This window comes from Mesorhizobium sp. B4-1-1, from assembly GCF_006439375.1.
Classification (GTDB): domain Bacteria; phylum Pseudomonadota; class Alphaproteobacteria; order Rhizobiales; family Rhizobiaceae; genus Mesorhizobium.
In genome coordinates this window covers 143689-158528 of record NZ_VFTH01000016.1, presented here as the reverse complement: position 1 = coordinate 158528, position 14840 = coordinate 143689, and the positions used below count along the sequence as shown (strand labels likewise).

15 protein-coding genes are annotated in these 14840 nt (G+C 63.7%); 8 read left to right on the top strand and 7 right to left on the bottom strand.

Going from position 1 to position 14840, the window contains the following annotated elements; translation table 11 throughout:
* From FJW10_RS21820 to FJW10_RS21805, 4 genes are all read right to left on the bottom strand, one after another.
* Positions 1 to 306 (bottom strand): ATP-binding cassette domain-containing protein (locus FJW10_RS21820; protein WP_140901588.1); only part of this gene is annotated, 306 nt, incomplete at its 3' end.
* The gene (locus tag FJW10_RS21815) at positions 303 to 1133 is read right to left on the bottom strand and encodes an ABC transporter permease (protein ID WP_140901587.1); all 831 of its coding nucleotides are present in this window, start codon (positions 1131 to 1133) and stop codon (positions 303 to 305) included. The genes FJW10_RS21820 and FJW10_RS21815, both read right to left, overlap by 4 nt.
* Complete coding sequence (locus FJW10_RS21810; RefSeq protein ID WP_140901586.1) at positions 1130 to 2116, bottom strand: ABC transporter permease; 987 nt, start codon at positions 2114 to 2116, stop codon at positions 1130 to 1132. Before FJW10_RS21810 ends, FJW10_RS21815 begins: the two co-directional genes overlap by 4 nt.
* Positions 2117 to 2216: 100 nt before the next feature.
* Positions 2217 to 3827 (bottom strand): ABC transporter substrate-binding protein, encoded by a 1611-nt coding sequence (locus FJW10_RS21805; protein ID WP_140901585.1) that lies wholly within the window; start codon positions 3825 to 3827, stop codon positions 2217 to 2219.
* 334 nt (positions 3828 to 4161) lie between these two features.
* On the opposite strand from FJW10_RS21805, the gene FJW10_RS21800 reads away from it, so the two are divergent.
* Complete coding sequence (locus tag FJW10_RS21800; protein ID WP_140901584.1) at positions 4162 to 5352, top strand: Xaa-Pro peptidase family protein; 1191 nt, start codon at positions 4162 to 4164, stop codon at positions 5350 to 5352.
* A gap of 74 nt (positions 5353 to 5426) precedes the next feature.
* On the opposite strand, the gene FJW10_RS21795 is transcribed toward FJW10_RS21800, so the two are convergent.
* The 3 genes from FJW10_RS21795 to FJW10_RS21785 are packed head-to-tail and all read right to left on the bottom strand — an operon-like array spanning position 5427 to position 7902.
* Complete coding sequence (locus FJW10_RS21795) at positions 5427 to 5843, bottom strand: cupin domain-containing protein (protein WP_140901583.1); 417 nt, start codon at positions 5841 to 5843, stop codon at positions 5427 to 5429.
* Positions 5844 to 5847: 4 nt separating this feature from the next.
* A complete protein-coding gene (locus tag FJW10_RS21790) occupies positions 5848 to 6693 on the bottom strand; it encodes a phosphoenolpyruvate hydrolase family protein (RefSeq protein WP_140901582.1) in 846 nt (281 codons plus the stop codon).
* Between the two features lie 12 nt (positions 6694 to 6705).
* Positions 6706 to 7902 (bottom strand): Tm-1-like ATP-binding domain-containing protein, encoded by a 1197-nt coding sequence (locus FJW10_RS21785; RefSeq protein ID WP_140901581.1) that lies wholly within the window; start codon positions 7900 to 7902, stop codon positions 6706 to 6708.
* Between the two features lie 176 nt (positions 7903 to 8078).
* Here FJW10_RS21785 and FJW10_RS21780 point away from each other — a divergent pair, with 176 nt between their 5' ends.
* The 7 genes from FJW10_RS21780 to FJW10_RS21750 all read left to right on the top strand — a co-directional run bounded on the left by FJW10_RS21780 (position 8079) and on the right by FJW10_RS21750 (position 14807).
* A complete protein-coding gene (locus FJW10_RS21780) occupies positions 8079 to 8762 on the top strand; it encodes a TetR/AcrR family transcriptional regulator (RefSeq protein ID WP_140901580.1) in 684 nt (227 codons plus the stop codon).
* 353 nt (positions 8763 to 9115) lie between these two features.
* The gene (locus tag FJW10_RS21775) at positions 9116 to 10432 is read left to right on the top strand and encodes an ABC transporter substrate-binding protein (RefSeq protein WP_140644645.1); all 1317 of its coding nucleotides are present in this window, start codon (positions 9116 to 9118) and stop codon (positions 10430 to 10432) included.
* A 70-nt stretch (positions 10433 to 10502) separates the two neighbouring features.
* The gene (locus tag FJW10_RS21770; protein ID WP_140644644.1) at positions 10503 to 11408 is read left to right on the top strand and encodes a sugar ABC transporter permease; all 906 of its coding nucleotides are present in this window, start codon (positions 10503 to 10505) and stop codon (positions 11406 to 11408) included.
* Between the two features lie 3 nt (positions 11409 to 11411).
* Positions 11412 to 12371, top strand: a complete 960-nt coding sequence (locus FJW10_RS21765) for a carbohydrate ABC transporter permease (protein ID WP_140644643.1) — start codon at positions 11412 to 11414, stop codon at positions 12369 to 12371.
* Positions 12368 to 12604, top strand: a complete 237-nt coding sequence (locus tag FJW10_RS21760; protein ID WP_127252685.1) for a hypothetical protein — start codon at positions 12368 to 12370, stop codon at positions 12602 to 12604. The genes FJW10_RS21765 and FJW10_RS21760 overlap by 4 nt, the downstream gene beginning before the upstream one ends.
* Complete coding sequence (locus tag FJW10_RS21755; protein ID WP_140901579.1) at positions 12601 to 13704, top strand: ABC transporter ATP-binding protein; 1104 nt, start codon at positions 12601 to 12603, stop codon at positions 13702 to 13704. The genes FJW10_RS21760 and FJW10_RS21755 overlap by 4 nt, the downstream gene beginning before the upstream one ends.
* On the top strand, positions 13704 to 14807 hold the full coding sequence (locus tag FJW10_RS21750) for an ABC transporter ATP-binding protein (protein WP_140901578.1): 1104 nt from the start codon (positions 13704 to 13706) through the stop codon (positions 14805 to 14807). The genes FJW10_RS21755 and FJW10_RS21750 overlap by 1 nt, the downstream gene beginning before the upstream one ends.
* Positions 14808 to 14840: the final 33 nt, after the last annotated feature.

Below are 14840 nucleotides of genomic sequence, written 5' to 3'. Positions count from 1 at the left end.
CTCTCCTTTTGCAACGCCGGCCATTGGCGAAAGCAGACGCGACAGTTCAATCTCCGGCAGGACAGAGGGGGGCGCGAAGGAACGGGACGATCGAGGTTTCTGCCACTCAATCGAACCTTCGATCTTGGCCGACCTCGTCAACAACCCCGCAACCGCCAGCGCGAGCGTGCTCTTGCCCGAGCCGCTTTCGCCGATGATCGCCAGGCGCTTTCCGGCTTCTACGTCCAGATTGATGCCTTTCAACGCCGCTAAACCGTCGCGCCGATACCGTACCTCCAGATCGCGTATCGAAAACAGCGCCGTCACGACAGGCTCCTGCGCACGGCGGTGCTTTCCACCACGCCTTCGCCGGCGAGATAGACGCCGAGCACGGTCAGCACCAGCGCTATACCGGGAACGACCGACAGGAAGGGCGCGGTTCGCAGCACCGTACGTCCCTCGGCGATCATGCCGCCCCAGGTGACGCGGTTGGGGTCGCCGAGGCCGAGGAAGGAGAGCGCTGCCTCGGTGAGGATCGCTGCTGCCACGATCACCGAGGACAGCGCCAGAACCGGCGGCAAGGCATTGGGCAGCACTTCGCGAAACGCGATTTCGAGCGGATGCATGCCGATGACGCGGGCGCCGGCGACATAGTCGCGCTCGCGGATCGACAGGACTTCCGCGCGTGCCACCCGCGCCGGTCCGGTCCAAGCGCCGAGCGAGATCGCCGCGACGACGACGCCGAGCGAGGGCCCGACAATGCTGACGAAGGCGAGCGCCAGCAGGAAGCTCGGAACGGTCTGGAAGGCGTCGGTTATGCGCATCAGCACTTCGTCGACGAGGCCGCCCGCGAAGCCGGCCAGGGTGCCGACCACCGCGCCAATCACGAGCGCTGCCGCTGCTGCAGCCAATCCCACCGCCAGCGAGGTGCGGGCGCCATGGAACAGCTCGGCCAGCACGTCGCGGCCGAGGCGGTCGGTGCCGAGCGGCAGCGACCAGTCCTGGAACGGCGGCAGCAGCGCCGGCCCGGCGATCGCCTGCGGGTCGCCGGGAAAGAGCAGCGGCGCCGCGAGCGCCATCGCGAGCAGCGCGACAAGGATGATGGCGCCGGCAACCGCTTCCGGCGTGCAGAAAAAGCGGCGCAGCGAATTCATGCGCCGGCCTCGCTGGCACCGACGCGCGGGTCGAGGAAGGCGTATGCGAGGTCGACCAGGAGATTGATGACGATGACGAGGACGGCGCTGACCAGGATGATACCGAGAAGCAGCGGCGTGTCGCGCCCGGCGACGGCTTCCTGCGCCAGGCGGCCGAGGCCGGGCACGGCAAAGACGCTTTCGATGACGACGCTGCCGCCGAGCATTTGCGCCGATTGCAGGCCGAGCATGGTGATCAAAGGCAACAGCGCATTGCGGGCGACATGAGCAAGCACGATGCGGCGGCGCGACAAGCCCCTAGCGCGGGCGGCAAGGATAAAATCCTGCCGCCAGGCCTCGGCCATGCCGGCGCGCATCATGCGCAGATAGAGCGCGAGGTAGATGAAGCCGAGCGCCGAGACCGGCAGCACGAGATGGGTGGCGATGTCGGCGGCGCGCGCCAGTCCGGTCTTGCCGGAAGCGATGGTCTCGATGCCGCCGATCGGCAGCCAGCGCAGGTCGACGGCGAAGACGACGATGAGCACAAGGCCGAGCCAGAAGCCGGGCACGGCATAGAGCGCCAACGAACCGATCGACAGGAAGCGGTCGCGAAAGCTGCCGGGCCGGGCACCGGCATAGATGCCGAGCGCCGAGCCGAGGCCGAAGGAAAGCGCGGTGGCGCTGCCCATCAGGATCAGCGTCGTCGGCAGGCGCTCGAAAACGATTTCGCGGATCGGCCGCGAGAAGGTGACCGACTGGCCGAGATCGAAATGCAGCAGCGCCCAGAGGTAATTGGCGAGCCGGGTCAGTTCCGACTGGTCGAGCCCCCAGCGATGGCGCAGCAGTTCGATCATGCCGGCATCGCCGCCGGTCGAGACGATATAGGCATCGACGGCGTCGCCGGGGGCGGCTTCGAGCAGGAGGAAGCTGCCGATGACGACGATGAGGAGCACGAAGACGCTGCCGACGAGACGGCGGCGCAGGAGCGTGAGGGCGCGGGTCATGGCGATGCCTGATTGAGGCTAAGCCGAGGGCGTCGCGCTCTGCGCGAAGGAACTCTCATTCTTAAAAGCTGAGCACCCCAACAGCCGATCCGCAAGGAAATCAGCCGGCCAAATAGGTGTCCGCCCAGTTAGACACCGCCCAGCGCGGGTTGTTGGCGATGTTGCCGACCTTGTCGCTCGCCACGCTGATGAAGCTCCATTCGGCGACGTTGATCAGTGGCAAATCGGCCGCCACCTTCTTCTGGAACTCCCTGTAGAGTTCGGTGCGGGCTGACGTATCGAGCGTCTCCGATGCCTTGGCGATCAGTGCGTCGAGGTCGGCGTTCTTGTAGCCGCCCTGGTTGGAGAAGGGCACGCCGTCGGGGATGCCGCTCTGCACCAGGATGGTGGTGGAAATCGCCGGATCGCCGCGGAACACCGGCGGGCCGACGGCGAGATCGAAGGCGTGGTCGGTGTAGACAGCCTTCATATGCGCTGCGGAATCATTGTTGACGATCTCGGCGTCGATGCCGATGGCGGCCAGCGCCTGGCGCAGGTAATCGCCGAACTGCTTCGTCTCGTTGAAATAGGGCGCCGGCAGCAGCTTCAAGGCAAAGCGCTTGCCGTCGTCGGCGCGCTTGTAGCCGGCTTCGTCCAGTAGCGCATTGGCCTTGGCGACGTCGAAGGGGTAGGTCGGGACGTCGGCGGTGTAGAATTGCGGATCATTCTTCGGCACCGGGCCGGTCGCGGTCGCGGCGTAGCCGAGGAAGATCGTCTTGACGACGAAATCCTTGTCGATGGCATGCGCGATCGCCTGCCGCACTTTCAGATCTGCCAGCTCCTTGCGGCGGTGGTTGATCTCGACGACGAGCTGGTAAGTCAGCCCCTCATAGCCCTTGGTGATGACCTTGAGACCCGGCACCTTGGAAATGCGGTCGAGATCGGCGAGCGGCACGGCGGAGAAGGCGGCCAGCTGGATTTCTTCCGCCTCGAGCGCAGCGGCGGCCGAAGTGCGATCGGGGAGCACCTGGTAGACGATCTCGTCGAGATAGGGTTCGTCCTTGCCCCAATAGGCGTCGTTCCTGGCCAGACGGTAATATTGCCCGGCCTTGTATTCGGCGAACTTGAACGGGCCGGTGCCGATCGGCGCATTGTTGGCCGGGTTGTCCTCGATCTTGCCCACCTCATAAAGGTGCTTCGGCACGACGCTCGACAGCGCCGGCAGCGCGTTGCGAATCAGCTGGAACGGCGTCGGCTTGGCGAATTTGAAGATCGCGGTGAGATCGTCCGGCGTGTCGACCGCCTCCAGGTCCTTGAACACCGTGCGGCCGAGATTCTGCAGCGGCTTCCAGATCTGCAGCGCCGAGAAGGCGACGTCGGCGGAGGTGAACGGCTTGCCGTCATGCCATTTGACGCCGTCGCGCAATTTGAAGGTCACCGACAGGCCGTCGGCCGCGCCTTCCCAGGAAAGCGCCAGGCGCGGTTCGAGCCCATCCTTCCCGTCGAAGGAGGCTTCGGCCAGCGTCTCGACGATCTTGCTCGAGATGAAGAAGACACCGTTGGAGGCGACGATCGCCGGGTTGAGGTTGCGCGGCTCGGAATCGGCGGCGAGGATCAGCCGGCCGCCCTTCTTTGGCGTCTGCGCGAAGCCGATGGTCGGCAATGCGGTCGAGGCCAGAAGCAGCGCCGAGCCGGCCAGCAGGCCGCGGCGTGAAATCGTCAATTCGGACATCGCTCAAACTCCCCTCTTCGCGCCGTGGCAGGCGCGGCAATCCGGTGATTATGGCCCTTGGCAAAGGTTTCGCCAGAGACGGATTTGGCGCATCATGGCTTGGCTTTGAAATTTCCGTCCGCTGGACCAGCCGGCCGAAAGAGGCCCTCATGCCCATATCTGGTAGGACCAGATTAGGGAGAAGAAGGATCAGGATTCGGGAAGAAACCGCCTTTAGCGCGAAAGTGATCAATTCTGGCTGGACCAGAGTGGTCAAAATGATGCAGATTTGGCCGACAGCCATAAACCATGACGTTCGGCGCTCCTGCGGCCGATGAAAATCAAGGAGAGGCAGATGAACATCGCTCCGGGCAAAACCGAGGTCAGCAGCGTTCCGTTCGACCAGGCGCGGGTGGACCGGCTGATGGACGAGGCCGGCATCGACGTGCTCTTCGCCACCTCTAAGCACAACACCCAATATCTGCTCGGCGGCTACAAGTTCATCTTCTTCGCGGCGATGGATGCGATCGGCCACAGCCGCTATTTGCCGATCGTCCTTTACGAGAAGGGCGGGCCGGAACATGCCGCCTATATCGGCAACAAGATGGAGGGCGGCGAGCACCAGAACCATCCGTTTTGGACGCCGACCTTGCACGCGGCCTGCTGGGGCACGCTCGATGCCGCCAATCTGGCGGTGGAGCATCTGCGCCACATCGGCAAGTCGACGGCCCGCATCGGCATCGAACCGGGTTTCCTGCCCTCCGACGCCTATATGCTGATCCGCAAGGCGTTGCCGGATGCCAAGCTGGTCGATGCGACCGACATGCTGGAACGCATGCGCGCCATCAAGACCGAGGCGGAGCTGGAGCAACTGCGCATCGCCTCCGAGCTGATCACCGATTCCATGCTGGCGACGATTGGCTGGGCGCGGGAAGGCACGAGCAAAACCGACATCATCGAGCAGCTCAGGCGCGAGGAGACCAATCGCGGCGCGCATTTCGAATATTGCCTGCTGACGCTGGGCTCCAGCCACAACCGCGCCGCGTCCAGCCAGGCGTGGAAGAAGGGTGAGGTGATGTCGATCGATTCCGGCGGCAACTATCACGGCTATATCGGCGACCTCTGCCGCATGGGCGTGCTCGGCGAGCCGGATGCCGAGCTGGAGGATCTTCTGGCCGAAGTCGAAGCGGTGCAGCAGGCGGCCTTTTCCAAAGTCAAGGCGGGTATACTGGGCGGCGACATGATCGCGCATGCCGAGAGCGTGCTGAAGGCCTCCAAGGTCGCGGCCTACACGGATTTCTTCGCCCACGGCATGGGGCTGATCACGCATGAGGCGCCGTTCCTGATGACCAACCATCCGGTCGCTTATGAAGGCACCTATGCGGCCAAGCCGCTGGAAAGGAACATGGTGCTTTCGGTCGAGACGACCATGCTCCATCCGACGCGCGGCTTCATCAAGCTGGAGGATACGGTGGCCGTCACCGACGCCGGCTATGTGATGTTCGGCGATCGCGGGCGTGGGTGGAACCGGGGTGGGATTTCATAGAACCGAAGGTCGACGCTGCCCCTCATCCGTCTGCCGGTACCTTCTCCCCGGAGAACGGGGAGAAGGAAAGTTCATCACTGCCCCACCGGCAGCAGCTTGAAGTCCGGCAGGTCGCGTAGCGCGAGCTCCGGTCCGGCTGGGGAATAGACGACGAAAAGCTGCATCGGCCGGTCGCCGGTGTTGAGCGTCGAGTGGAAGCGGCTTTCCGGCACGTAGATGGTGCAGCCGGGACCGACCTTGGCCACCACCGGATTGCCGTTGTCGTCCTCGACCATCTGCTCGCCATTGCCGGAGATGACGAAGATGATCTCTTCGGCGCCCGGATGGTTGTGGCGCGTGTGGCCCTTGCCCGACGGCAGGTCGACGACGCCGCCGGAGAAGCGCGTGGCGCCATTCACTTCCGGCGCGACGGTCAGCGACAGCTTGCCCCAGTCGAAGCCGAAGGCGCTGACATCCTTCGGATAGACGAATACCTTGCTCTTGTCGGCCATTGCCTCATCCCTTCCTTTTCGCGATCTTGACAGATTTGAAATCGGCGGTCTGCCTGGCGATCGCCGCTTCGGCCGGCAGCCGCTCCATCGAGCTCGCGCCATAGAAGCCGTGCAGCCCCCCGCAGCGCTCGAGGATGTAGCGCGCATCGCCGGGCATCGAGATCGGCCCGCCATGGCAAAGCAGGATGACGTCCTTGCGCACCGAGCGCGCGGCGTCGGCGATGGCGTCGATCTCGTTCACGCAGGCGTCGAGCGTTTTCGCCGAGGTGGCGCCGATCGAGCCGCCGGTCGTGACGCCCATATGGGCGACGACGATGTCGGCGCCGGCCCGCGTCATGGCGCGCGCTTCGTCCGGATTGAAAACGTAGGGCGTGGTCAGGAGATCGAGCTTGTGCGCCTCGGCGATCATGTCGACCTCGAGGCCGAAGCTCATGCCGGTCTCCTCGAAGCTCTGGCGCATGGTGCCGTCGAACAGGCCTACGGTCGGAAAATTCTGCACGCCGGAAAAACCCATCGTCTTCAGTTCGGCCAAAAGCAGCGGCATGATGACGAAGGGGTCGGTGCCGTTGACCCCGGCCAGCACCGGCGTCTTCTTCACCACCGGCAGCACTTCATAGGCCATCTCCTTGACGATCTCGTTGGCGTTGCCATAGGCGAGCAGGCCGGCGGCCGAGCCGCGCCCGGCCATGCGGTAGCGACCGGAATTGTAGATGATGATAAGGTCGATGCCGCCGGCTTCCTCGGCCTTGGCCGACAGGCCGGTGCCGGCGCCGCCGCCGACGATCGGCACGCCGTCGGCGATCATGTTGCGGAATTTTTCCAGGATCGTTTTGCGGGGAATGGCGGCCATGCTTGTCGTCTCTCAGTTTTGGGCGATGTCGAGGAACGCCTCGGCGGCGGCCTTGGCGAATGCGGGGTCGTTGATGTGCAGCGGCAGGCGCGTCACGGTGCGGTCCGTGGTCGGCCGGATCGTATGCTCGATTGCGTCGAACAGTGCCGCGTCGGCGTCCGGATCGAAGAAGGCGCCGCCTTCTATATCCAGCGCCGACACGCCCTTTTCCGGGATCAGGAAACGAACCGGGCCGTCGCAGCGGGCCAGGCGGCCGCCGATCCATTCGCCGATCTTGCGGCATTCCTCGGCCGTGGTGCGCATCAGGGTGACGTTGGGGTTGTGCTCGTAGAACAAGCGTCCGCGATAACGATCGGGGATCGTGGCGGGCGCCCAGAAATTCACCATGTCGAGGGCGCCGACCGAGCCGACATAGGGCAGCTTCGCGCGGGCAATCGCGCCGAAGCGATCCTCGGTCGCGGGCAGCACGCCGCCGAACAGGAAGTCGCAGACTTCGGTCGTGGTGATGTCGAGGACGCCGGCCAGCAGACCGCTGTCAGCGAGCTTCTCCATCGAGCGGCCGCCGGTGCCAGTGGCGTGGAAGACCATGCAGTCATAGCCGGCGCGCAATCGGTCGACGATCGCGGTCACGCAGGGCGTGGTGACGCCGAACATGGTGAGCCCCAGGGCCGGCTTGCCGGCGGCGGCCGGGGCGGGCTTCGCGGCCATTCCGGCGATAGCCTGGGCGGCATTGTGCAGCACGACGCTCGACAGCCGGTTGAGCCCGGCCATGTCGGTCACCGACGGCATCATGACGATGTCGGAGACGTCGACGTAAGGCGCGGTATCGCCGGAGGCCAGCGTCGAAACCATGAGCTTCGGCAGGCCGAGCGGCAGCGCGCGCATGCCGGCGGTGACGATCGACGTGCCGCCGCCACCGCCGATGCCGATGACGCCGGCAATGTCGTTGCGCGACCGGATGAAATTGACGAAGGCGGCGCCCATGCCGGCGACGGCGGCGCCGCGGTCATCGATGCCGAGAACCGCGCCGGCTCCCTTGGCATGATGCGCGGCGACCTCGCTTGCTGGAATGTCGACCGGAACCGTCGCGCCGCGCGTGCCGATATCGACACGTATGACCGCGCCACCGGCCTTGGCGATGGCATCGGCCAGGAAGGCGAGTTCCTCACCCTTGGTGTCGGCGGTGCCGACCACATAGATGCGCCCCATCGGTGGTTTCCCGTCCTCCGGCATGTCCGGCATCGCCGTCCGCCTCTTTTGCCCCACCCTCAAGCTCCTCGGCAAAAGCCTCGTCGCTGGTGGGGACCCCATCATTGCCTGGCGTTGCGCCGTTGTTGCCTGGCGTTGCGCGTTGCAAATTTTTGAGACACGCGTATCGTATTGATATGGATGTCTCACGTCAACAAGCCGCCTCCAACGATGGTGCCGCCCAGGCGCCGCCCGTCGAGAAGGGGCCGCGCGCCCGCACAAGGCGACTGATGCTGGAGACGGCGACAAGGCTGATGCAGTCCGGCATGACCCCTTCGGTCAGCGAGGTCGCGGAGGCGGCGGAGGTGTCGCGCGCGACCGCCTACCGCTATTTCCCAAGCCAGGCGGCGCTGGTGCAGGCCGTGGTCGACGAAGGGCTCGGCCCGATCCTGACCTGGAAGTCGGCATCCGACGATGCCGAGCGGCGCGTGGCGGATCTCTTCGCCACCGCGATGCCGCGCATCGAAGCCTTCGAGGCGACCTTCAAGGCGGCGCTGAAACTGTCCCTCGATCAATGGGCGCGGCGCGAGGCGGGCACGCTCGGATCGGAGCCGGCCTTCAAGCGCGGCCATCGCGTCGACTTGCTGAAGGATGCGATCGCGCCGCTCAAGGGGCGCTTGAAGCCGCGCCAGTTCAAGCGCCTTGCCCAGGCGCTGTCGCTGGTGTTCGGCGTCGAGGTGGTCACGGTGTTGAAGGATATATGGGGACTGGACAGCGCCGAGATGATGTCGGTCGCGCAATGGGCGGCGGGCGCGTTGGTGCGTGCCGCGATGGCGGAATCGGAGGCGAAATCGGCGACGCCCAAGGCAACAACGGCCTAAATCTGGTTCGACCAGATTAAGGAGACAGCTTGGAATGCTAGTTGTGATGGGGAGCCTGTGGCAAGGGCGCTGCATATCAAGGGGTAGGAAAAGCAAGGTAAAACAGGTAGATATCATAATGTTTGGCTTTTTCGGCCGCTGCTGGTCGCTCAAGAAAGCGCTTGACGCCAAGCCGGAATTGGTAATACCAGATCAGGACCGATAAAGCGGATCAAAAGTGAAGGCTGCGATCCATTTCCGGCAGGGCGAGGAGGCCTGGAACCGGAGAGGCGCCATCACAGGAGGAACTACCAGGGCCGGCTTTCGCTGCCAGCCCGCATGAGACGGTAGAATGCGCACAAGGGAGGAAAACTATGCGCAAGTTAGTGACCAGCGTGCTTGCTGGTGTCGGCCTGGCGCTTGCCTGCGGGACATCCGTGCACGCGCAGGAAAAGTCGCTCACCATCTTCTGGGCGGAATGGGATCCGGCCAACTACCTGCAGGAACTCGGCAACGAGTATGAGAAGGAAACCGGCGTCAAGATCACGGTTGAAACCACGCCGTGGTCCGACTTCCAGACCAAGGCATTCACCGAGTTCAACGCCCATGGCGACGCCTATGACCTCGTGGTGGGCGACTCGCAGTGGCTCGGCGCGGGCTCGACCGGCGGCCACTATGTCGACCTGACCGACTTCTTCAACAAGTACAACCTCAAGGAAGTCATGGCGCCGGCGACGGTCAAATACTACGCTGAATATCCCGGCAACAGCGGCAAGTACTGGGCAATCCCGCTCGAGGGCGACGCCGTCGGCTGGTCCTACCGCAAGGACTGGTTCGAGGACCCGAAGGAAAAGGAAGCCTTTAAGGCCAAGTATGGCTACGACCTCGACGTGCCGAAGGATTTCAAGGCGCTGCGCGACATCGCTGAATTCTTCTACCGGCCGGACCAGAAGAAATACGGCATCGCCATCTACACCGACAATTCCTATGACGCGATGGCGATGGGCTTCGAGAACGCCCTGTTCTCCTACGGCGGCGAACTCGGCGACTACTCCACGTACAAGGTCGACGGTATCGTCAACTCCGACAAGGCCGTCGCGGCACTGGATGCCTACAAGGAACTCTACAAGTTCACGCCTCCGGGCTGGGCCAAGTCGTTCTTCGTCGAGGACAACCAGGCGATCACCGAGAACCTCGCGGCGATGAGCATGAACTACTTCGCCTTCTTCCCCTCGCTGATCAACGAGTCGTCAAATCCGAACGCCAAGAACACCGGTTTCTTCGCCAATCCTCCGGGACCGAATGGCGACCAGTTCGCGGCTCTCGGCGGCCAGGGCATCTCCATCGTCTCCTATTCGCAGAAGCAGGACGAGGCGATGAAGTTCCTGGAATGGTTCATCAAGGACGACACCCAGAAGAAATGGGCGGCTCTCGGCGGCTATACCTGCAGCGCCGCGGTGCTGAAATCGCCGGAATTCCAGAGTGCAACACCGTACAACAAGGCCTTCTACGAGACCATGTTCAAGGTGAAGGACTTCTGGGCTGTGCCGGAATATGCCGAACTGCTGCAGCAGCTCAACCAGCGCGTCTATCCCTACATGATCGGCGGCTCGGGCACCGCCAAGGAAACGCTGGACGCGCTTGCCGCCGACTGGAACGCGACCTTCAAGAAATACGGCCGCGTGAAGTAACCGACATGCCTCACGGAGGAGGCTTCCCATGCCTCCTCCGTTTGCTTTTTCGAGAATCCGGAGCAGGGTTTTGGCGAGCACGATGATCACTACGCTGGACAGGTCCTCGCGGGCCGCAGCGCGCGGCCTCAGCGACATTTCGATCCGCAATCTCTTCATCATCCCGACGATCCTGTTCCTGATCGTCTTCAACATCTTTCCGTTGATCTATTCGCTCGGCTATTCCTTCACCGATTTCCGCGCGTCGACCAACGCGCCGGCTAATTTCGTCGGGCTGCAGAACTATCGCGATCTGCTCAACGACCCCTATGTCTGGTCGAACTTCGCCATCACCGCGAAATACGTGATTGTCTCGGTCGTCGGACAACTGCTTGTCGGCTTTGGCGTGGCGATGCTGCTCAACCGGGATATTCCGCTCAAGGGCCTTATCACTACGCTGCTGTTGCTGCCGATGATGCTGTCGATGGCCGTCGTCGGCCTGTTCTGGAAACTGCTTTATGACCCTTCATGGGGCGTCATCAACTATGCGCTCGGGCTCGGCAATTTCGAATGGCTGGCAGACCCGAAAATGGCGCTTTATGCAGTCGCCTTGACCGATATCTGGATGTGGTCGCCCTTCGTCATGCTGCTGTCGCTGGCCGGCCTCTCGGCGGTGCCCAAACATCTCTACGAGGCCGCGGCGATCGACCGCGCCGGCCCGTTCTACACCTTCTTCCGCATCACCCTGCCGCTGGTCGCGCCGATCCTGATGATCGCGGTCATTTTCCGCACCATGGAAGCGTTCAAGACCTTCGATCTCGCCTACATCCTGACCAGCCAACCGACGGCCGAACTTATCTCGATCCGGCTCTACAAGATGGCTTTCCAGGAATGGCAGACCGGGCGCTCCTGCGCCATGGCCTACATCGTGCTGATCATGGTGCTGGCGATCACCAACATCTACGTCAAATACCTCAACAAAGTGAAGGAGCGCTGACAGATGGCTGCCGTCCGCACTTCTTCAGAAATCACCTTCAACCGCATCGCCATCGTCATCGTTCTGCTGGTGACGATCATTTTCCTGGCGCCAATCTACTGGATCGCCTCGACGGCATTCAAGCCGCGCGCCCTCGCCACCACCATCCCGCCGACGGTCATCTTCCAGCCGGAGATATCGCCCTTCGTGAAGCTGTTCACCAAGCGGTCCCAGATGCGCAATCCGCCGACGCCGGAAGAATATGCGGCCGCCCCGTGGTGGGAGCGCGTCGTCTTCGATGGCGGCGAAAAGATCGTGCGCGACGGCAAGGGTGAGGTGCAATGGTCGGGCTATCCGAGCCGCTTCCTGAATTCGCTGATCGTGGCGATCACCTCGACCGTGCTCGCAGTCGGGATGGGCACGTTCACCGCCTACGGCTTCTCGCGCTTCAAGGTGAAGGGAGAGGCTGACCTGCTCTTCTTCATCTTGTCGACGCGCATGCTGCCGCCGGTGGTGGTCGCGATCCCGATGTTCCTGATGTACCGGGCCGTGGGGCTGAACGATTCCCATCTCGGGCTGATCATCCTCTACACCGCCTTCAACCTGTCCTTCTCGGTCTGGCTGATGAAAGGCTTCATCGACGAAATTCCGAAGGAATATGAGGAGGCGGCACTCGTCGACGGCTACACGCGCATGGAAGCCTTTTTCAAGATCGTGCTGCCCGAAGCCGCGACCGGCATCGCCGCAACCGCCGTGTTCTGCTTCATCACGGCGTGGAACGAATATGCCTTCGCGCTGATCATGACCAACCGCCGCGCGCAGACCGCGCCGCCCTTCATCCCGAGCCAGGTCGGCTCCGGCCTGCCCGACTGGACGGTGATCGCCGCTGGAACGTTCCTGTTCCTGCTGCCGGTCGCGATCTTCACCTTCCTGCTCCGCAACCATCTGTTGCGTGGCATGTCCTTCGGAGCGATCCGCAAATGAGCTTTCGCGCGATCAACGAGAAATATCTGGAGCCTGGATCGCAGATCCTGATGGTGCTTGGCATCGTCGCGCTCTGCCAGCCATGGAACATGCCGCTCCACACTTACGGTGTGACGATCATCCTGATCGGCCTGATCGGCTTCAACGTCACCTCCAAGATCCCACGCGAGGAGCAGGCCGGCACCGGACACGGAGCCGACCAGCAGGCGCACAACGCGGGGGCCCAGCATTGACCCAGATCGAGCTTCGCGGCGTCCAGAAATTCTTCGGCGCCGTCCAGGTCATCAAGGACCTGAACCTCAAGATCGACGACAACGAGTTCATCGTGCTGCTCGGACAGTCGGGCTGCGGCAAGACGACGACGCTGCGCGCCATCGCCGGGCTGGAGACCATCGACCAGGGCGACATATTGATCGACGGCAAGCCGGTGCAGCACCTCAAGGCTGCCGACCGTGACATCGCCATGGTGTTCCAGTCCTTCTCGCTCTATCCGCATATGAACGTCTACGAGAACATCGCCTTTCCGCTGCGCGCGACGCGCAAGAGCAGGAGCGAGATCGACACCGAGGTGCGCTCGGTGGCCAAGACGCTGCAGATCGCCGATCTCCTCAACAAGAAGCCTTCGGCGCTGTCTGGCGGCGACATGCAGCGCGTGGCCATCGGCCGGGCGCTGGTGCGGCGCCCGAAGGCGATGCTGATGGACGAGCCGATCGGCGCGCTCGATGCCAAGCTGCGCGAGGAAATGCGCGCCGAGATCAAGCGGCTGCATATCAAGCAAGGCTCGACCAGCATCTATGTCACGCACGACCAGATCGAGGCGATGAGCCTCGCCGACCGCATCGTCATCATGCATGAGGGCGTGCTGCAGCAGGTCGGCACGCCGGACGAGGTCTATTCGCATCCGGCCAATCTGTTCGTCGCGCAGTTCGTCGGCAGCCCGGTGATGAACGTGGCTGAGGCGACGGTCGCCGAGAATGCGTCGGCAGCTTCCGTCTCCGTCGGCGGCGCGGCCACCGGCTTCGAGTTTCCGCGCGCGCTGCTTTCCAAGCTCAACGGCCATGCCGGCGGCCAGCTGACGCTCGGCATCCGGCCGGAAGGCGTGCTGGTGCGCCGCGAGGCGACGGACGGCTTCCTGCCGGTCGAAACGCAGATCGTCGAGCCGCTGGGATCCTTCGACATCGTCGACCTCAAGGTCGGCTCCAAGATGCTGCGCGCCCGCACCAAGAGCGGCTTCATCGGCGGTGCGGGCGAAAAGGTCTATGCGCGGATCGATCCTTCGCAGGCGCATTTCTTCGACGCCGCGAGCGGCAAGTCGCTCGGAGTGAGATTGTAATGGCCCATATCCAGTTGAAGAACATCTCCAAGACGTTCGGCAACCACACGGCTCTGTCCAATCTCGATCTCGACATCGCCGACGGCGAATTCTTCGTGCTGCTCGGCGAGACGGGCGCCGGCAAGACGACGACGCTGAGGATGGTCGCGGGCCTTGAGAAGCCGACCGAGGGCCAGGTCTTCATCGACGGCGTCGACGTCGCCGACTGGGGCGCGGCCGAACGCGACGTGGCGCTGGTGCTGCAGCAATATTCGCTCTATCCGCGCTACACGGTGCGGCAGAACCTCGAATTTCCGCTAAAGCCCAAGATCCGCCGGCTGCCGGATGCCGAGATCAAGGACCGCGTGGCGCGCGCGGCCCGCACGCTCAGGATCGAGCACCTTCTCGACCGCAAGACGGACCGGCTTTCCGGCGGCGAGATGCAGCGCGTCTCGATCGGTCGCGCGATCGTGCGCAAGCCGCGCGTGTTCCTGATGGACGAGCCGCTGTCGGCGCTCGACGCCAAGCTGCGCGAGGCGCTGCGCACGGAATTGAAGAACCTGCAAATGCAGCTTGGCGCCACATTCCTGTTCGTCACGCATGACCAGATCGAGGCCATGTCGATGGGCGACAAGGTCGGCGTGCTCAACCACGGCCGCATCGTCCAGACCGGCACGCCGCATGAGATCTACAACAATCCGCGCGACACCTATGTAGCGAGCTTCGTCGGTTCGCCGCCAATGAACCTCATCGACGGCAGGCTGGTCAACGACCGGGCCGTGATGGCGCCGATGAATTTCGAGCTGCCGCTGACGATTGGGGCCAAGACTTTTGGCGGGGGCAGGACGAGTGGCGCGACCGACGGTCGGCCACTCGTCTTCGGCATCCGTCCGGAGGACGTCTACCTGGAGACCGGCGCGCCGGTCGAGGCACGCGTCCACGACGTCGAGAATCATGGGGTGGAGAAGATCCTGACGCTCAGGGTGGGCGAAACGATGCTGCGGGCAACCGTGCCGGCCAGGACCGATGTCGCGATCGAGCAGCCGGTGCGCTTTGCCTGGAACCCCGACAAGGTGGTGCTGTTCGACAAGGGCAGCGGCGTCAGCCTGCGGCACGCCGGATAGCGGTCTCCTTGGCCTGCTGCCCGGCGCTTTGGC